Raw genomic sequence first — 17,536 nt, forward strand, 5'->3', positions numbered from 1 at the left:
GTCTCAGGCCTCGCCCGACAGGCCGGCGGCCTTCAGCGCGGCCAGACCGGCCTCGGCATCGTTGTCCGACGTGTCGCCGGTCACGCCAAGCGCCCCGATCACGGCACCTGCATCATCGCGGATCAGGATCCCGCCCGGCACCGGCACAACCGCGCCGCCGAACACGCCGTTGGCGGCGGTCATGAAATAGTGCTGGTCCTCGGCCCGCTTCATCTGGGCCGACCCGGTCATCCCCAGCATCACCGCGCCGTAGGCCTTGCCATGGGCGATGGCGTAACGGCCCGGCGACGCGCCATCGGCCCGCTGGAAGGCCAGCGGATGGCCGCCCGCGTCGAGCACGATGGCCGAAAGCGGCTTCAGCCCGCGGCTCACGCCCTCGGTCAGGGTTTCGGTCACGGCCTTCAGGGCCTGTTCGGATGTGATGCTCATGCCTGGCTCTCCTTCAGTTCCAGCCGCCGGGCGTGCAGCACCGGCTCGGTGTAGCCCGCGGGCTGTTCGCGTCCCTTGAACACAAGGTCGCACGCGGCCTTGAACGCGATGGTGTCGTAGGACGGCGCCATGGGAATGTAGCTCGGGTCGCCCTCGTTCTGGCGATCCACGACCTTTGCCATCTTCTTCATCGTGTCCATGACGCGCTCCTCGGTGACCACGCCGTGGTGCAGCCAGTTGGCCAGCGCCTGCGACGAGATCCGGCAGGTGGCGCGGTCTTCCATCAGGCCCACGTCGTGGATGTCGGGCACCTTCGAGCAGCCGACGCCCTGGTCGACCCAGCGCACGACGTAGCCGAGGATCCCCTGGGCGTTGTTCTCGATCTCGGAGGTGATGTCGTCCTCGGACCAGTTGGCGTCCGACAGCGGGATGGTCAGCAGATCGTCCAGGCTGCCGCGCGGACCGCCCTTGGCAAGGTCGTCCTGCACCGCGTGGACATCGACCTGGTGGTAATGCAGCGCGTGCAGGGTGGCGGCGGTGGGCGAGGGGACCCAGGCGCAGGTGGCGCCCGCCTTGGGATGGCCGATCTTCTGTTCCAGCATGTCGGCCATGAGGTCGGGCATGGCCCACATCCCCTTGCCGATCTGCGCGCGACCCTTCAGCCCGCAGGCCAGCCCGATATCGACGTTGCGATCCTCGTAGGCCTTGATCCAGGCCGAGTTCTTCATCTCGCCCTTGCGCACCATGGGGCCGGCTTCCATCGAGGTGTGGATCTCGTCGCCGGTGCGGTCGAGGAACCCGGTGTTGATGAAGGCCACCCGGTCGCTGGCGGCGCGGATGCATTCCTTGAGATTGGCCGAGGTGCGACGTTCTTCGTCCATGATGCCCAGCTTCACCGTGTTGGCGGGCAGGCCAAGCATCGTCTCGACCCGGGTGAAAATCTCGTCGGCGAAGGCGACCTCGGCGGGCCCGTGCATCTTGGGTTTCACCACGTAGACCGAGCCGTGCTCGGAGTTGCCGCCCGCGCGTTGCAGGTCGTGCATGGCGATCAGCGTGGTGAAGGCCGCGTCCATCAGCCCCTCGAACACCTCGTCGCCGTTGCGGTCGAGGATGGCGGGGTTGCGCATCAGGTGGCCCACGTTGCGCACCAGCATCAGCGCGCGGCCCTTCAGCCGCACCTCGCCGCCATGGGGCGCCGTGAAGACGCGGTCGTCGTTGAGAACGCGGGTGAAGGTCTTGCCGCCCTTGGTGACTTTCTCGGACAGATCGCCCTTCATCAGGCCCAGCCAGTTGCCGTAGGCGAGCACCTTGTCGGGCGCGTCAACGGCGGCAACGCTGTCTTCGCAATCCATGATCGCGGACATGGCCGATTCCAGCTGGATGTCGGCCACGCCGGCCGGGTCGCTGGCGCCGATCTGGTGGTCGCGGTCCAGCACGATCTCGATATGCAGGCCATTCCTGCGCAGCAGGATCGAGGTCGGCGCATCGGCGTCGCCGCGGTAGCCGACGAACTGCGTCGGGTCGGCCAGCGGGATCGTGTGCTCGACCTCGGGGGTGGTGCCCGCCGGGCGGCTGTTCGGATCCTTGCGCGTGGCATCCGCGGCGCGCCAGTCCTGGTCGTTCAGGTACAGGCCCTCGAGCCCCTGCTCGGCGATCTTGTAGCCCACGAGCTGCGCGTGGCTGCCGCTGGCCAGCGGCGCGGCGTCGTCGAGGATCTGCTTGGCGCGTGCGATGACGCGCTTGCCCCGCTCGGGGTCGTAGTCGCCGCCCTGCGGCAGGTCGCCCGGGGCATCGGTGCCGTAAAGCGCATCGTAGAGCGAGCCCCACCGCGCGTTCGCGGCGTTCAGCGCATAGCGCGCGTTCATGATCGGCACGACCAGCTGCGGGCCGGGGACATCCGCGATCTCGGGGTCGGTCTTGTCGGTGCCGATGGTGAAATCGGGACCTTCCTCGACCAGGTAGCCGATCTCGCGCAGCATGTCCTTGTAGGCGGCCTGGTCCGTCACCTTGCCGCGGTTGCTGCGGTGCCACTCGTCCAGCGTCGCCTGCATTTTCTCACGCGTTTCGAGAAGCGCGGCGTTCTTGGGGCCGAGGTCGTGAACGAGGTCCGACAGGCCCTTCCAGAAATCATCGGGCGAGACGCCCGTCCCGGGCAGGGCGTGCTTTTCGGCGAAAGTCGCCAGGTCTTCGGCCACCGAAAGCTCGGCACGCTGGATGCGGTTCGTCATGTATCCTCCGTCTATTCGTTGTCATCTGTCGCGCGGGCGCGTTTCGCTTCTCCCCGGCAGCGGTCCGAGCAGTACTTAACCTGCTCCCAGTCGCGCCGCCACTTCTTGCGCCAGGCAAATGGCCTGCCGCAGGTCGCGCAGATTTTCTGCGGAAGATCCGCTTTCGACCGGGCCTTGGCCACGCGGTCTTACTCGGTCGCGGATTCTTCGTCGATGGGGGTTTCGTTGCCGGGCTCGTTGCCGCTCAGGCTGAGATAGACGATCAACCCGATCAGCAGGACGGCGGCCCAAACGACCATCCACGCCATTCCGACCAGGGGGAACTTGTGGCGACGTTGCTGTTTCTTGACGTCAGTATCGGGGGCAGACATGTCTTTGACTTCTTCCATAAGTAACAGGCCCGCACGGGATGCAGGCAAAACTGCCCAACGTCCCGCGCGCCCAGTCGTTCCCATGTTTCCGGATCCAAGGAGCCCACAATGAAAGACGCTGCGCCGCGCCCCGTGCGCCTGGCCGAGTACGCCCCCTTCAGCCACGTGGTGGAGACGGTCACGCTGGCGTTCGACCTGCACCCCTCGGCCACGCGGGTCCGGTCGCGCATCGCGTTCCGGCCGAATCCCGACGGCCCCTCCGGCCCGCTGCGGCTGGACGGCGAGAAGCTGACGCTTATCTCGGCGGCCATCGACGGCACGCCGGTCGCGCCGCGCGTGGATCCCACGGGGCTCGAGGTCGATACGCCCGACGCGCCCTTCGTGTGGGAATGCGAGGTCGAGATCGATCCGTCGGCCAATACCGAACTGGATGGGCTCTACATCTCGAACGGGATGTTCTGCACCCAGTGCGAGGCCGAGGGCTTTCGCAAGATCACCTATTACCCCGACCGGCCCGACGTGATGGCGCCGTTTTCCGTACGGGTGAACTCGGACCTGCCGGTGCGGCTGTCGAACGGCAACCCGGGCGACAGCGACGCCGACTGGGCCGAATGGCACGACCCGCACCCCAAGCCCAGCTACCTGTTCGCGCTGGTCGCGGGCGATCTTGTCGCCCATTCCGATTGCTTCAAAACGATGGAGGGGCGGGACGTTGCGCTGAACATATGGGTGCGTCCGGGCGACGAGGATCGCTGCGGCTATGCCATGGACGCGCTGAAGCGGTCGATGCGCTGGGACGAGGAGAAATACGGCCGCGCCTACGACCTCGACGTGTTCAACGTGGTCGCCGTGGACGACTTCAACATGGGCGCGATGGAGAACAAGGGCCTGAACATCTTCAACGCCCGCTACGTCCTGGCCAGCCCCGAGACGGCAACCGACGGCGACTATGCCAGGATCGAGGCCATCATCGCGCACGAGTATTTCCACAACTGGACCGGCAACCGCATCACCTGCCGCGACTGGTTCCAGCTGTGCCTGAAGGAAGGTCTTACCGTGTTCCGCGACCAGCAGTTCTCGGGCGACGAACGCTCGCACGCGGTCAAGCGGATCGAGGACGTCCAGATGCTGCGCGCCCGCCAGTTCCGCGAGGATGCCGGCCCGCTGGCGCACCCGGTGCGGCCCGAAAGCTATATCGAGATCAACAACTTCTACACCGCCACCATCTACGAGAAGGGCGCCGAGGTCATCGGGATGCTCAAGCGGCTGGTGGGCGACGAGTCCTATGACCGCGCGCTGGCGCTCTACTTCGACCGCCACGACGGGCAGGCCTGCACCATCGAGGACTGGCTGACCGTCTTCGAGGATGCGACCGGCCGCGACCTGTCCCAGTTCAAGCTGTGGTATTCGCAGGCAGGCACGCCGCGTGTCACCGTGGACAGCCGCGTGGCCGACGGGACGCTGACGCTGCACCTTCGGCAGGAGGTGCCCGCGACGCCCGGCCAGCCCGACAAGGCGCCGCAGGTCATCCCGGTGGTCGTGGGCGCCATCGCCCGCGACGGGCGCGAGGTTCTGCCATCCACCCTGGTCGAGCTGACCGAGGCGCATCAGACCGCCAGCTTCGACATCGGCACCGATGACGCGGTGGCGTCGGTCCTGCGCGGATTCTCCGCGCCGGTAATCCTGCGCCATGACCTGGACAACGCGGACCGCGCCTTGCTGCTGGCCCATGACACCGATCCCTTCAACAAGTGGGAGGCGGGGCGCGCCCTGGCCAAGGACGCGCTGATGCGGATGATCACGGACGGCGCGGCGCCCGATCCGGCCTACCTGTCCGGGCTGGCCCCGGTGCTGACCGACGACACGCTGGATCATTCGTTCCGCGCCATGGTGCTGGGCCTGCCCAGCGACGACGACATGGCACAGGGGCTGGCCGATGCCGGGCAGGTGCCGGACCCCGCCGCCATCGCCGCTGCGCGGGACCGGATGCAGAAGGCCAGGGCGGCCGAGCTGAAAGACCCGCTGAGCGATCTGTATGGCGGGCTGGCGAACCTGTCGCCCTATGCCCCCGATGCCGCGCAGGCCGGGCGGCGCGCACTGCGCAACACCGCTTTGGGCCTGCTCAGCCGGCTGGACGGCGGCACGCTGGCGCGCGCGCAGTTCGATGCGGCGGACAACATGACCGACAGCCTGGGCGCGCTGCTTCCGCTGGTCCAGATCGGCGCGGCGGACGACGCGCTCGCCGCGTTCCATGACCGCTGGCAGGACGACCGGCTGGTGCTGGACAAGTGGTTCTCGGTGCAGGTGAGCGCGGCACCGGCGGACCTGGCGCTGGACGCGGCCGAGGCGCTGGTCGATCACCCCGCCTTCGACTGGAAGAACCCCAACCGGTTCCGCGCGGTGATCGGCGCGCTGGGGATGAACCACGCTGCCTTCCACGACGCCAGCGGTCGGGGCTACGCGCTGGTGTCGCAGTGGTTGTGCAAGCTCGACCCGGTGAACCCGCAGACCACGGCGCGCATGACCACGCTGTTCGAGACGTGGCGCCGATACGACGCCGACCGGCAGGACATGATCCGCGAGGCGCTGGAGCGGATCCGCGCGGTGCCGAACCTGTCGCGCGACAGCACCGAGATGGTCGAAAGGATTCTGTGCGCGGGCGCGAATTGAGGCGTTTTGCGGCTGGAACCACAGCCCGTCGGATCCGTTCTGTTTACAAGTTTCAAACGAACGCGAACGGAGGCAAACATGCCCAAGATCGACACCGCGAAAATCCTCATCATCGCCTCGGACGGCTTCGAGCAGTCCGAGCTGATGGAGCCGAAGAAGCAACTGTCCGAGGCGGGCGCCACGGTACACGTGGCCACCCCCGACGGCGACGCCATCACCGGTTGGGACGAGACCGACTGGGGCGAGAAGGTCGCCGCCGACGTTAAGATCTCCGAGACTAACATCTCGGATTATGACGCCGTGGTCCTGCCGGGTGGCCAGATCAACCCCGACGTGCTGCGCCTGAACGAAGATGCCGTCGCGCGCATCCGCGACTTCGGCATGTCCGGCAAGCCGCTGGCGGCCATCTGCCACGCGCCCTGGCTGCTGATCGAAGCGGGCCTGGTGAAGGGCAAGCGCCTGACCGCGTATCCGTCGATCCGCACCGACCTGCGCAACGCGGGCGCCGAGGTCGTGGACGAAACCGTGGCGCAGGACGGCAACCTGATCACGTCGCGCAATCCCGGTGACCTGGACGCGTTCTGCCGCGCGATCATCGAGGCGGTCGAGGCTGGCGATGCCCGCGATCACGCCGCCTGACGCCGGTATGCCGCGATCGGCGGTAAACCCGTGAATTCCACCCGGAATGGGCCCGGCGGTTGTCATTGCGACGCCGCCGGGCCATTTGTCATGGTACCGTTAAGGTCGGGTGGCATCTCATGGGCGTGAAAGAGCGCATAGACCAGCAAATCCTCGAACGCGCGGCCTGGCTTGGCCGGGGCGGACCCGGAGTCGATCTGGCGCGCGCCGCGCTGAACCGGATGCTGAGCTATGACCGCACCGTCGCGCTTGCCGAGGAGATGGAGACCTGGTCGGGCCCCGCGCTCATGGATCGCATGGGCGGGTTGCTGGCACGCGATGTCAGCATCAGCGGTCAGCACAACATCCCCCGCGCCGGTGCCGCCATGGTGGTGTGCAACCACCCCACCGGGATCGCGGACGGCATCGTTCTCCACCATCTGCTCAGCCCCCTGCGCCCGGACCTTTTCTTCTACGCGAACGTGGACATCCTGAAGGTCGTCCCCCAGCTCGAGTCGATGATCGCGCCCGTCGAATGGCGCCACGACAAGCGGACCCACGGCAAGGCGCGCGAGACGATGGCCTGGACGATGCGGGCCATGAAGGAAGACCGGCTGGGCATCATCTTCCCCTCGGGCCGCTTGGCCAAGCGACGGGGATTGCGTCTGTTCGAGCGCCCTTGGATGGCATCGGCGGCGATGATCGCGCGCAAGTTCGAGGTGCCGATCATTCCGATCAACATCCGTGCGCGCAACTCGGCGCTGTTCTACCTGTTCGACCTGATCCACCCGTCGCTGCGGGACATCACCCTGTTCCACGAGACGCTGAACAAGTCGCGCCAGCCCTTCCGCGTCACCGTGGGCGAACCGATCTCGCCCAATGCCCTGCCGGCGCAATCCGAGGCCGCGATCGAGATGCTGCGCCGCGCCACCCTGGCGCTGGGCGGGCGGCATGCGCCGTCGGTCAGCCTGCTGGATGCCTCGCGCCGCCCCCTCGCGCTCAGCCGCGCCGGAAGCGGCCCCGGCTCGGCCTAAGCGTCAGAGCGGGGCGGTCGGTCCCACCGCAGTCGCCAGCCGCGGGGCGGGGCGCAGCGCCGGACGGATCGGCCCCATGATGTGGCTATCCGGCTTCGGGCGCAGCCTGGGGCGCATGCTGACATGCAATTGGCAATAGTCCTGGCCGCGCAGCCAGTTGCGCATCGCGGCCCGCTTGGTGCTGGACCGCATGGGGCCCCAATCCGCCGAAACGCCGCTCCAGCGCGGCTCGCGGGCGTGGATGACGCCGTCGCGCGGCACGGTTTCGGCCATGATTCGAATCGCGCAGCTCAGGTTGGCCGGCCCATCCTTCAGCGCCTCGCCGCTGCCCGCGCGGCACTCGTAGCCGCGTGCGGTGGCGGGCGCGATCTGCAACAGGCCGAACCACTTGCCGCCGCCGCCCACGGCGCGCGGCTTGTGGGTGGATTCGTAGTGCGCCAGCGCCGACAGGAAGCCCACCCAGAAGGCGCGGCGCGCGTCGGGCGGGGCGCCGGCATAGCCAGGGCACCATCGCGCCATGTCCTCGGGCTCCATCTCGACCAGCGGCTCGCCGTGGTTGCGCAGCGCCTGCAACGCGGCTCGGCTCCAGCGGCCGGCCTCGTCCCGATGATCCCAGCGCGTGACGGGAATGGGGTCGAATGTCGGCCGGGCCAGCGGCCGGACGGTCTCGGCCCGGGCGGGCAGGACGAGGGCGGCAACGAGAAGGGCGAGTATCAGGCGCATGATCGGCAAGCTAACCTATTCGGTGCCGCCGTCCACGCCGCGCCGCCGCACAAAAGGGCGGCGCGGCAAGGGGTTGCCGACCGGGCTCAGAGCCGGTCGAGAAGATTGGTGAAGGGGTCCTTGGGCTCGGGCGCCTGGCAATAGGGCTGCGCCCGGGTCCAGGCGGCCATCTCGGCGCGCTTGGCGGCCGAATGGAACGGACCCCAGTCTCGCATGCCACGGTTGATGGTGCCACGCTTGGACACCTGGGCGGCGGCGATCCGCACCGCGCAGCGCAGGTTGGCCGCGCCGTCCTTCAGCGCCTGTCCCGAGGTGACATCGCAGTTATAGGCCCGCGCCGTGCGCGGATCGATCTGCGTCAGGCCGTACCACAGCCCGCCGCCGCCAACGGCCTCGGGCCGCCAGGTGCTTTCGTGCTTGGCCAGCGCCGACAGCAGGCCGGTCCAGAAAGCGGCGCGATTCTCGGGGGTCTGCGCGGCGTATTCGGGGCACCACTCGGCGTAGTCGGCGGGAACCATCGCGGGCAGGGCGGCGCCGTGCTCGGTCAGGGCCTGAAGCGTCGCTTGGGTCCAGATCTCGGATTCGGGGCGGAAATCCCACCGGGTGACCGGCAACTCGGCGGTCGGCTCGGCCTCGCGCTGGCCGCTGATCTGCGCACAGGCCGGTAGTAGCAAAAACATCACAATGGCGAGGTGTCGCAACATTCTCGGGAACCCTTGGGTTGTTGATCGAGGCGCCCTTAGCCCGATTCGGCCCAACCTGGCTACGCTGCGGTGCAGCGAACGGCGCTTTCCCGCCCATCGGGGCCTTGTCGCGCCGGGCCGCCGGGCCTATTCAGGCGCAACTTCGCGACCCATGCCACGAGGCCCCCATGCTCGACCTGACATACGAAACCCCCAAGCCGAAGGTGATCCAGGGCGCCAAGGAGGACTGGGAACTGGTGATCGGGCTCGAGGTTCACGCCCAGGTCGCGTCCAAGGCCAAGCTGTTTTCGGGCGCCTCGACGGCCTTCGGGGCCGAGCCCAACAGCAACGTCGCCTTCGTGGACGCGGGCATGCCGGGCATGCTGCCGGTCATCAACGAAGGCTGCGTCGCGCTGGCCGTGAAGACGGGGCTGGGTCTGAAGGCCGAGATCAACCTGCGCTCGGCCTTCGATCGCAAGAACTATTTCTATCCCGATCTGCCGCAGGGCTACCAGATCAGCCAGCTTTACCATCCCATCGTGGGCGAGGGCGAAGTGCTGGTCGACATGGCGCCCGGCGTGGCGCGGCTGGTGCGGATCGAGCGCATTCACCTGGAACAGGACGCGGGCAAGTCGATCCACGACATGGACCCGACCATGTCCTTCGTGGACCTGAACCGGACCGGCGTCGCGCTGATGGAGATCGTCAGCCGCCCCGACATCCGTGGCCCGGAAGAGGCCGCCGCCTATGTCGGCAAGCTGCGCCAGATCCTGCGCTATCTCGGGACCTGTGACGGCAACATGCAGAACGGCAACCTGCGCGCCGACGTCAACGTATCGGTCTGCCGGCCGGGCGATTACGAGAAGTATCAGGAAACGCAGGATTTCTCGCATCTCGGAACGCGGTGCGAGATCAAGAACATGAACTCCATGCGCTTCATCCAGCAGGCCATCGACTACGAGGCCCGCCGGCAGATCGCCATCATCGAGGATGGCGGCGCGGTCGTGCAGGAGACACGCCTTTACGATCCCGACAAGGGCGAGACGCGGTCCATGCGGTCGAAGGAAGAGGCGCATGACTACCGCTATTTCCCGTGCCCCGACCTGCTGCCTCTGGAGATCGAGCAGGCCTGGGTCGATGACATCGCCGCGTCGCTGCCCGAACTGCCGGACGAAAAGCGCGCGCGCTTCGTGCTGGATTACGGCATGACCGAGTACGACGCGTCGGTCCTGACCGCCGAAGTCGACGATGCCGCCTATTTCGAGGCCGTGGCCAAGGATGCGGGCGACGGCAAGCTGGCCGCGAACTGGGTCATCAACGAGCTGTTCGGTCGCCTGAAGAAAGACGATCGCGCGATCACCGAAAGCCCGGTGGCGCCCGCGCAGCTGGCCGCGATCATCCGCATGATCAAGGCCGACGAGATTTCGGGCAAGACCGCCAAGGACGTGTTCGAGATCGTCTATACCGACGGCGGCGACCCCGAGAAGATCGTCGACGAACGCGGGCTCAAGCAGGTCACCGACACCGCCGCCATCGAAGCCGCGGTCGAGAAGATCATGGCCGAAAACCCCGCGCAGGTCGAAAAGGCGCAGGCGAACCCGAAGCTCGCGGGCTGGTTCGTGGGGCAGGTGATGAAGGCCACGGGCGGGACGGCGAACCCCAAGGTGGTCAACCAGATCGTGGCGACGAAGCTGAACGGCTGAGCGCAAAGACAAAGGGCGCGCCAAGTGGCGCGCCCCGACTCGTTAAAGAACACGAACAGGCTGACAGCAGCCCGGAATTACTCGACCTGGTTCTCGTTCATCAGGCCATCGGTCGGCTCGGAAAGCTCCTCGGGAGCGGGCTCGACCACGCTGCTCGCGGGCACCGGATCGTTCATGCAACCGGCGAGCGTTGCCGTGAGAAAGCCGAAAATCATCAAACTACGGGTCATAAAACTGTCCTTTCCGTTTCGCCCCTAAGCGAACGAACGTCCGAATGGTTCCTTCCGGATGGATCGAAGCGATCCGGCGATCAGTTGTACTCGGTCTCGATGCCGTCACTGGGCGATGCCAGCTCTTCGCCGACCGGGACGGTGTCGCCGTCGTTCAGCGGAACCGGGTCGTTCATGCAGCCGGCCAGGAGGGTCACGAGGGCGGCAGGGGCGAGGATCAGTCGTGTCATCAATTCAGTCCTTTCGTCGTCTGTCGTTACCGGCCCAATGCGGCGTGGTCGGCCGTTGTTCCGTGGACCGGTTCAGTCGTCCGAGTGGTAGAACCCGTCGGACGGCGACGCGACGCGTTCCGCCGGCAGTTTCTGCGGGTCGACGCCGTATCCGGGCGGTGCGGGCTGGCAGGCGAGAAGCGCGGTCAGCGCCCCGAGCCCGAGGATCTTGTAGGCCATGGGTGTCTCCAATTCGGCTGTTGCCGGGACAAGTCCCGTTCGACCGGCAGGTTCCTGCGCCCATACGTCCCGGGTCTGGACAGCGCGCCCCAGTTCTTGGATAGAGACGCGCCAAGCAGATCGCGAAAGGTGCCGCCCGATGTCCTACTACGAATACCGTGTCGTGCCCGCGCGGACCGATGCCCCCCGCGTGAAGGGCGTAAAAGGCGTCGACGCGCGCTTTGCGCTGGCGATGGAGGAGTCGCTGAATGCCGAGGGGCTGGCGGGCTGGGAATTTCAGCGCAGTGAGACCCTCAACGTCGAGGCGCGCCGCGGCCTGCTGCGCAAGCCCACGGTCTCGGCCGTGACCGTTCTGGTCTACCGCCGCTGGGTCGAAACCGAACAGGCCCCGGCGGCCGAGGTCGAGACGGCCGCGCCACGCCGCGCCGATCCCGTCGCCCGGAACGAGCCCGACACGCCCGAGGCGCTGGCGACCGAGATATCGCAGGCCCCCTACAGCCGCGCGCCGCAGGGCGGACGCGGTCTGAGCGCCAAGCGCACGCCCGAGGGCGACCTGCACCCCGTCCCGGGGCCGGACCGCGGCTGAGTTACCCGTCCACGTCAAGCGCGAGGGCGTGGATCCGGCCGACCAGGTCGCGGCCAAGCGCCGCATGGATGGCCCGGTGCCGCGCGATGCGCGACATGTCGGCGAAGGCGTCCGCACGGATCACCACGTTGAAATGGCTCTGACCCCCGGCCGGCGCGCCCGCGTGGCCCGCATGGGCCGCCGAGTCGTCCTTTACCGTCAGCGCGCGGGGCGCGAAGGCGTCTTCAAGTTTTAGGCGGATTTCATCTTCGACTGCCATTTTCCGGGCCACTCCCCTCTTCACCTCGACGGATCTTTCTCTAATATCTCTGCTCCGAGCTGGAAAGGAGCGGTCATGGCGAAAAACGATCCCTTCGGCTTCGACATCAGGGTTTCGTCCGCGAAGAAAAAGAACCCGCGCGGCAAGCGCGGGATGTCGGGCGCCTTCGAGACGTCGAACCGGGTCTGCGAGCACCCTGGCTGCGAAGAATCGGCCCAGTACCGCGCCCCCAAATCGCCGGATCACCTCGACGAGTACCTGTGGTTCTGCAAGGAACACGTGCGCGAGTACAATCTAAAGTGGAACTTCTTCAACGGCACGACCGAGGATGAATTCGCCGACCAGGTCGACCAGGATCGCGTCTGGGGCCGCAAGACCAAGCCCTTCGGCCGCAAGTCCGACGAACAGCGCGCCTGGGCGCGACTGGGCGTGGACGACCCCCACCAGGTGCTGGGCGACAACGCCACCCGCAACCCCGGCAAGTCCACCACCGGCGGAACGACCCGCCGCCTGCCGCCCACCGAGCGCCGCGCGATCGAGATTCTCGAGGCCAAGGATCACTGGACCAAGACCGAGATCCGCAAGGCCTACAAGTCGCTCATCAAGGTGCTGCACCCGGACATGAACGGCGGCGACCGCGGACACGAGGAACAGCTGAGCGAGGTCGTCTGGGCCTGGGATCAGATCAAGGACAGCCGAAACTTCTCCAGCTAGGCTCAATTTCCGGGCGTTTGCCGTTTCGGTCGGCGGCGCGACAGGGTGGCGGCTTGGATCGCTCCGATGGCTCTGTTAGAACACGCCATCGCGAAAGGAGCCCCACCATGAAGCGTCCGCTGGTCGGCATCATCGGCAATCATCACCTGATCAACGACAGCTACGAGATCCACGGCGGCGGGCTGATGAACAGCGACGCCATCGCCAACGTGACCGGGGCCGTGCCGCTGATCGTGCCGGCCGACCCGCGCCTGACCTCGGTCGAGGAGCTCATGGCCACCTGCGACGGCTTCCTGTTCACCGGCGGGCGGCCCAACGTGCACCCCGACGAATACGGTCATCCCGAGACCGAGGCGCATGGTACTTTCGACCGGGCGCGCGACGCCATCGCCCTGCCGCTGGTGCGCGCCTGCGTCGAGACCGGCCAGCCCTTCTTCGCCATTTGCCGCGGCTTCCAGGAGGTGGCGGTCGCCATGGGCAGCACCCTGCACCCCGAGATCCGGGATCTTCCGGGCCGCGACAACCACCGCATGCCGCCGGACGGCACCATCGAAGAGAAATTCGCCTTGCGCCACACCGTTCGCTTCAGCGAGGGCGGGCCGTTCCACCGGCTGCTGGGATCGCGCGAGGTGATGACCAATACCCTGCACGGACAGGGTGTGATCGACGCGGGTCCGCGCTTCGTCATCGACGGCTTCGCGCCCGATGGGACCTGCGAGGCGGCCTATATCGACGGCGCGCCGGGTTTCACGCTGTCGGTGCAGTGGCACCCCGAGTACAACGCCGCCGCCGACCCGGTGTCGCGCCCGCTGTTCGAGGCGTTCGGCGACGCCGTGCGCGCCTGGGCGGAAGGGCGCAGGCCGCACCCGCTGCGCCGGATCGCCTGATCCGCCGGCCCGTGGCGTCAGTCCGCGGCGGGCTCGTCGGCCGCTTCGGTCGCCTCGGTGTCGTCCGCGTCCGACGCGGTCTCTTCCTCGGCCGCCTCTTCCTCGATGCTTTCGGGGCGCGCCGCGGGCCGCGGCACCTCGGACGGTGCGTCCTCGAACTGGCGATCCACCGGCTCGGTCCCGAACACGCGCTGCCCATAGCGCCGTGCCGCGCCAAGCACGGTGGCGTCGGGGTTCTGCACGCAGAAGGTGGCGATGGACGTGACGATGTCGATGCTGGAGGCCGCCGACAGCGGCTCGCCCTCGACCAGCGTCTCGCCCGCGTCGATGCGGCCCGCCATGTAGCCCAGCATCCAGTCGCCCGCCTGCGCCAGAAGCGGCGCGTTCTCGGGCCCGGTCACGTCGCGGCAGGGGGCAAGGCCCAGCCCGCCGATGCCCGCCTCTTCGGCCAGCGCGATGATATCCTCGGACGTGTCCTGCGCCATGGCGGCGCCGCCGAGCCACAGCGCGGCGATCGTGGCGTATCTCATGCCGTGGGATCCTTTCGACGGCGGCGTCATGGTTGGAACCTACCACGCGCCGGTTCGGTTCACGGGTTTTTTCGCGCCGTGGCGGTGGTTGCGGCGATTGCCGCGGTGTCGCCGGGCGTTGACGCGGCCGAGCGGTGCGACGGTCCGCTCTGCCTTTCGGTCGAGACAAACGCGGGCGCGATCACCATCGCCGCCGTCAACCGGGGGGGCCACGCGCCGCTGACCGTGGCGGTGACGGTGACGGCCCCGGACGCGGAAGTCGCCGGGCCGGGCCGCGGGGTTCTGCCGCCCGGGGGCCGCGCCGATCTCGCGCGGATCAGCTGGCCCGGCGGGGGCGCTGGCGACTGGCGCTACGACTACAGGTGGCTTCACGGCGCGCCCTCGGCCCGGCCCGATCCCGTCGCGCTGTATGTCCTGCCGTTCGATCTGCCCGGCGCCCAGGTGGCCCAGGGCTGCGACGGTTGGATGTCCCATCGCGGGGCGGCGGGGCAGGCGGTGGATTTCGCGCTGCCCGAGGGCACACCGGTGCTGGCCGCGCGTGCGGGCCGGGTGGTGGGCCTGCGGATGGATCGCAGCGCGGGCGGTCTGGACCGCGCGCAGATGGGACAGGACAACCGCGTGCTGATCCTGCACGACGACGGCACCGTCGCGCTTTACGGCCACCTTGCGCAGGACAGCGCACGGGTGCGCGTGGGGCAGCCTGTGGCGGCGGGCGAAGTGCTCGCGCTGTCCGGCGACACCGGCTATTCCGCGGCCCCGCACCTGCATGTCGAGGTCTATTCCCCTTTGCCGGATGGTGGCCGGCGCACCTGGCCCATGGCGTGGGACACGGCCGCCGGGACGGTCACCTGCCCACGGCGCGGCACGACGCTGCGGCGCTGAGCGCGGTCAGGTCACCGCGTTGCGGGTCCGGAATTCGGGGCGGTCATAGGATTTCCGCGCCATGATATCGGACAGGATCTCCACGGCGCGGTCGATCTCGCCCTCGCCGATGTAAAGGGGCGTGATCCCGAAACGCAAAATGTCGGGCGCGCGGAAATCGCCGACGACGCCCCGCGCGATCAGCGCCTGCATGATCGCGTAGCCGTCCGGGTGGCGAAAGCTGACCTGGCTGCCGCGATGGGCGGGGTCGCGCGGCGTGGCCAGAACCAGCTCGGGGCAGGCGGCGGCGACCCCGTCGATCAGCCGGTCGCCCAGTTCCAGCGCGCGGGCCCGCAGGTCGTCCATGTCGACCTCGTCCCACACGTCCAGCGCGGCGTCCAGCGCGGCCATCTGCAGGATCGGCGGCGTGCCCACCCGCATGCGCGCGATGCCGGGCGCGGGGCGATAGTCGGGCTCGAAGGCGAAGGGCGCGTCGTGGCCCAGCCATCCCGCCAGCGCCGGGCGGATCCCGTCGGCGATGTCGGGCCGGGCGTAGATGAAGGCCGGGCCGCCGGGGCCGGAGTTCAGGTATTTGTAGGTGCAGCCGACCGCGAACTCGGTCTTGCAGCCGGCCACGTCTACCGGCAGAGCACCCGCCGAATGGGCAAGGTCCCAGATCGTGACGATCCCGTCGGCATGGGCGGCCTCGGTCAGCGCCGCCATGTCGTGGCGCCGCCCGGTGCGATAGTCCACCTCGGTCAGCATCAGCGCGGCGACATCCTCGGACAGGTGATCGCGCACGTCCTCGGGATCGACGACCACCAGTTCCAGATCGCGGTCAAGCGCGTCGATCAGGCCCTGCGCCATGTAAAGATCGCTGGGGAAGTTGCCGGAATCGCTCAGGATCTTGCGCCGGCCGGGCCGCATCTGGATCGCGGCCGACAGCGCCTGGTAGACCTTGATCGACAAGGTGTCGCCCAGTGTCACGGTGCCCGGTGCGGCCCCGATCAGCGCGCCGATCCGGTCGCCCAGGCGCGCGGGCATTTCCATCCAGCCGGCGCGGTTCCACCCGCCGATGGCCATGCGCCCCCATTCCTTGCGCAGCGTGGTGTCCAGCGTGCCGGTCACCGCCTTGGGCAAGGGTCCCAGCGAATTGCCGTCGAGGTAGGCGACACCTTCCGGCAGTTCGAAATAACTGCGGGTCAGGGCGAAATCGGTGGTCACGTCTGGCCCCCGCTGATCTCGATGCACTGGCCGTTGACGCTGCCCGAGCGTGGATCGCACAGCCAAAGGGCGGCCGCCGCGATCTCGTCCGCGTCGATCAGGCGCTTGTGGCGGTTGGCGCGGATCATGGTCTGCCGCGCCTCCTCCTCGCTCAGCCCGGCGCGGGCCGAGATCTCGGCGGTGTTGCGGGTGACGATATCGGTATCGACATAGCCGGGACAGATGGCGTTGAACGTGATGGGGCTGCGCATGTAATCCTCGCTCAGGCCCCGGATCAGGCCGATCACGCCGTGCTTGGACGCGGTGTAGGCCGGCGCGCCCTTGAGGCCCCGCACCCCCGCGATCGAGCTGACCGCGATGACCCGGCCCCAGTCCTGGTCGTGCATCGACTTCATCGCCTCGCGCAGGGTCAGGAACGCGCCGTCGAGGTTGGTGGACAGGATCTTGCGCCAGAAGGCTAGGTCCATCTTGGCCAGGTTGCGTCCCTCGGCGATGCCCGCATTGGCCACGCAGATCGAGACAGGGCCGCGGGCGGCCACGGCGGCGGCGAATCCGTCGACGACCGATGCCTCGTCGGTGACGTCCATGACCAGCGGGTGCAGACCCGGTGTCGCCGCGGCCGCGTCGCGCAGCGCGGCCTCGCGGCGGCCGGTGATGGTGACTGCGGCGCCTGCCCCTGCCAGCGCGCGCGCGATGGCAAGCCCGATGCCGCTGCCGCCGCCGGTGACGACCGCGTGCCGCCCGTTCAGATCAGTCATGGATCCCTCCCGTGAAATCGCCGACAAAGTGGCGAAGGCCGGGAAAGGGCGCAAGATGGGATTGAAATGGATCGACATTCCCCCGGTCTGGCTGGCGGGACATTTGACCGCGCTCTGGCTGGGACGCGATACGGGGCCGCAGGTCACGGGCCGCGTCTGGGACGTGCTGGGCACCGCCCTGATCGTCGCGGGCCTTCTGCTGATGGCCTGGGCGGTCGCGGTCATGGTGGCGGCCCGGACCACCCCCATCCCCCACCAAGCGCCCGCCGCGCTGGTCACGGGCGGGCCGTTCCGCGTGTCGCGCAACCCCATTTACCTGGGCGATGCGCTGGTTCTGACGGGGGCCGTCGCGTGGACCGGCGCGGTCTGGGGGGTGATCCTGGTGCCCCTCTTCGTGGCGATCGTCACCTGGCGGTTCATCCGCGCCGAGGAAGACCGCCTTGCCGCTGCTTTCGGCGATGCGTTCCAAGCCTGGGCGGCCGGCACCCGTCGCTGGATCTGAAAGCGTCGCCGCCGGGGCGTTGCCTTGACCCGGCGCACGCTATAGTCAGGTTCGGAGTTCGTTTTTCGATCACGAGA

22 protein-coding genes are annotated in these 17,536 nt (G+C 68.2%); 9 read left to right on the forward strand and 13 right to left on the reverse strand.

What is annotated here, in order from left to right:
* Positions 1 to 3: 3 nt before the first annotated feature.
* Genes BUB76_RS12130 through BUB76_RS17685 form a run of 4 tightly spaced genes read right to left on the reverse strand, consistent with a single transcriptional unit; the run spans position 4 to position 3,028 of the window.
* The gene (locus BUB76_RS12130; RefSeq protein WP_073129055.1) at positions 4 to 429 is read right to left on the reverse strand and encodes a GlcG/HbpS family heme-binding protein; all 426 of its coding nucleotides are present in this window, start codon (positions 427 to 429) and stop codon (positions 4 to 6) included.
* Complete coding sequence (locus tag BUB76_RS12135) at positions 426 to 2,657, reverse strand: malate synthase G (protein WP_073129056.1); 2,232 nt, start codon at positions 2,655 to 2,657, stop codon at positions 426 to 428. Before BUB76_RS12135 ends, BUB76_RS12130 begins: the two co-directional genes overlap by 4 nt.
* Positions 2,658 to 2,668: 11 nt before the next feature.
* Positions 2,669 to 2,839, reverse strand: coding sequence for a DUF2256 domain-containing protein (locus BUB76_RS12140; RefSeq protein WP_073129057.1), 171 nt, complete (start codon positions 2,837 to 2,839; stop codon positions 2,669 to 2,671).
* A 6-nt stretch (positions 2,840 to 2,845) separates the two neighbouring features.
* Complete coding sequence (locus BUB76_RS17685) at positions 2,846 to 3,028, reverse strand: hypothetical protein (RefSeq protein WP_091846190.1); 183 nt, start codon at positions 3,026 to 3,028, stop codon at positions 2,846 to 2,848.
* 108 nt (positions 3,029 to 3,136) lie between these two features.
* On the opposite strand from BUB76_RS17685, the gene pepN reads away from it, so the two are divergent.
* The 3 genes from pepN (at position 3,137) to BUB76_RS12155 (ending at position 7,350) form a co-directional block, all read left to right on the forward strand.
* Positions 3,137 to 5,698: an aminopeptidase N gene (pepN, locus tag BUB76_RS12145; RefSeq protein WP_073129058.1), complete on the forward strand. Its 2,562-nt coding sequence runs from the start codon at positions 3,137 to 3,139 to the stop codon at positions 5,696 to 5,698.
* Between the two features lie 78 nt (positions 5,699 to 5,776).
* Entirely contained in the window at positions 5,777 to 6,337 is a 561-nt protein-coding gene (locus tag BUB76_RS12150; protein ID WP_073129059.1) for a type 1 glutamine amidotransferase domain-containing protein, read from the forward strand.
* A gap of 119 nt (positions 6,338 to 6,456) precedes the next feature.
* Positions 6,457 to 7,350: a lysophospholipid acyltransferase family protein gene (locus tag BUB76_RS12155; RefSeq protein WP_073129060.1), complete on the forward strand. Its 894-nt coding sequence runs from the start codon at positions 6,457 to 6,459 to the stop codon at positions 7,348 to 7,350.
* Positions 7,351 to 7,353: 3 nt separating this feature from the next.
* Here the strand turns inward: BUB76_RS12155 and BUB76_RS12160 are convergent, their stop codons facing one another.
* Both BUB76_RS12160 and BUB76_RS12165 read right to left on the reverse strand, forming a co-directional pair.
* Complete coding sequence (locus BUB76_RS12160; protein ID WP_073129061.1) at positions 7,354 to 8,073, reverse strand: transglycosylase SLT domain-containing protein; 720 nt, start codon at positions 8,071 to 8,073, stop codon at positions 7,354 to 7,356.
* Positions 8,074 to 8,159: 86 nt separating this feature from the next.
* Complete coding sequence (locus BUB76_RS12165) at positions 8,160 to 8,777, reverse strand: lytic transglycosylase domain-containing protein (RefSeq protein WP_073129062.1); 618 nt, start codon at positions 8,775 to 8,777, stop codon at positions 8,160 to 8,162.
* 167 nt (positions 8,778 to 8,944) lie between these two features.
* Between BUB76_RS12165 and gatB the strand changes: the two genes are divergently transcribed.
* Entirely contained in the window at positions 8,945 to 10,459 is a 1,515-nt protein-coding gene (gene gatB / locus BUB76_RS12170) for an Asp-tRNA(Asn)/Glu-tRNA(Gln) amidotransferase subunit GatB (RefSeq protein ID WP_073129063.1), read from the forward strand.
* Between the two features lie 77 nt (positions 10,460 to 10,536).
* Here the strand turns inward: gatB and BUB76_RS17980 are convergent, their stop codons facing one another.
* The 3 genes from BUB76_RS17980 to BUB76_RS17990 all read right to left on the reverse strand — a co-directional run bounded on the left by BUB76_RS17980 (position 10,537) and on the right by BUB76_RS17990 (position 11,138).
* Positions 10,537 to 10,689, reverse strand: coding sequence for a hypothetical protein (locus tag BUB76_RS17980; RefSeq protein ID WP_175550309.1), 153 nt, complete (start codon positions 10,687 to 10,689; stop codon positions 10,537 to 10,539).
* An 80-nt stretch (positions 10,690 to 10,769) separates the two neighbouring features.
* Positions 10,770 to 10,919 carry a hypothetical protein gene (locus BUB76_RS17985; RefSeq protein ID WP_175550310.1) on the reverse strand — a complete coding sequence of 50 codons (150 nt, stop codon included), beginning with the start codon at positions 10,917 to 10,919 and terminating at the stop codon, positions 10,770 to 10,772.
* Between the two features lie 72 nt (positions 10,920 to 10,991).
* Positions 10,992 to 11,138 (reverse strand): hypothetical protein, encoded by a 147-nt coding sequence (locus BUB76_RS17990; RefSeq protein ID WP_175550311.1) that lies wholly within the window; start codon positions 11,136 to 11,138, stop codon positions 10,992 to 10,994.
* A gap of 139 nt (positions 11,139 to 11,277) precedes the next feature.
* Here BUB76_RS17990 and BUB76_RS12175 point away from each other — a divergent pair, with 139 nt between their 5' ends.
* Positions 11,278 to 11,724, forward strand: a complete 447-nt coding sequence (locus BUB76_RS12175) for a hypothetical protein (protein ID WP_073129064.1) — start codon at positions 11,278 to 11,280, stop codon at positions 11,722 to 11,724.
* Between the two features lies 1 nt (position 11,725).
* On the opposite strand, the gene BUB76_RS12180 is transcribed toward BUB76_RS12175, so the two are convergent.
* Positions 11,726 to 11,983 carry a BolA family protein gene (locus tag BUB76_RS12180; RefSeq protein ID WP_073129065.1) on the reverse strand — a complete coding sequence of 86 codons (258 nt, stop codon included), beginning with the start codon at positions 11,981 to 11,983 and terminating at the stop codon, positions 11,726 to 11,728.
* Between the two features lie 75 nt (positions 11,984 to 12,058).
* Here BUB76_RS12180 and BUB76_RS12185 point away from each other — a divergent pair, with 75 nt between their 5' ends.
* Both BUB76_RS12185 and BUB76_RS12190 read left to right on the forward strand, forming a co-directional pair.
* Entirely contained in the window at positions 12,059 to 12,697 is a 639-nt protein-coding gene (locus BUB76_RS12185; RefSeq protein WP_073129066.1) for a DnaJ domain-containing protein, read from the forward strand.
* A 107-nt stretch (positions 12,698 to 12,804) separates the two neighbouring features.
* Entirely contained in the window at positions 12,805 to 13,584 is a 780-nt protein-coding gene (locus BUB76_RS12190) for a gamma-glutamyl-gamma-aminobutyrate hydrolase family protein (protein WP_073129067.1), read from the forward strand.
* Between the two features lie 17 nt (positions 13,585 to 13,601).
* On the opposite strand, the gene BUB76_RS12195 is transcribed toward BUB76_RS12190, so the two are convergent.
* Positions 13,602 to 14,114, reverse strand: a complete 513-nt coding sequence (locus tag BUB76_RS12195) for a hypothetical protein (protein WP_073129068.1) — start codon at positions 14,112 to 14,114, stop codon at positions 13,602 to 13,604.
* A 105-nt stretch (positions 14,115 to 14,219) separates the two neighbouring features.
* Between BUB76_RS12195 and BUB76_RS12200 the strand changes: the two genes are divergently transcribed.
* Positions 14,220 to 14,996 (forward strand): M23 family metallopeptidase, encoded by a 777-nt coding sequence (locus BUB76_RS12200; RefSeq protein WP_139250865.1) that lies wholly within the window; start codon positions 14,220 to 14,222, stop codon positions 14,994 to 14,996.
* A gap of 6 nt (positions 14,997 to 15,002) precedes the next feature.
* Here the strand turns inward: BUB76_RS12200 and kynU are convergent, their stop codons facing one another.
* A complete protein-coding gene (kynU, locus tag BUB76_RS12205) occupies positions 15,003 to 16,199 on the reverse strand; it encodes a kynureninase (protein ID WP_073129070.1) in 1,197 nt (398 codons plus the stop codon).
* Positions 16,196 to 16,957, reverse strand: coding sequence for an SDR family NAD(P)-dependent oxidoreductase (locus BUB76_RS12210; protein WP_073129071.1), 762 nt, complete (start codon positions 16,955 to 16,957; stop codon positions 16,196 to 16,198). The genes kynU and BUB76_RS12210 overlap by 4 nt, the downstream gene beginning before the upstream one ends.
* Before the next feature lie 55 nt (positions 16,958 to 17,012).
* Between BUB76_RS12210 and BUB76_RS12215 the strand changes: the two genes are divergently transcribed.
* Entirely contained in the window at positions 17,013 to 17,459 is a 447-nt protein-coding gene (locus BUB76_RS12215; protein WP_175550312.1) for a methyltransferase family protein, read from the forward strand.
* Positions 17,460 to 17,536 lie beyond the last annotated feature (77 nt).

The organism is Palleronia salina (assembly GCF_900141995.1).
GTDB classification, from domain to species: domain Bacteria; phylum Pseudomonadota; class Alphaproteobacteria; order Rhodobacterales; family Rhodobacteraceae; genus Palleronia; species Palleronia salina.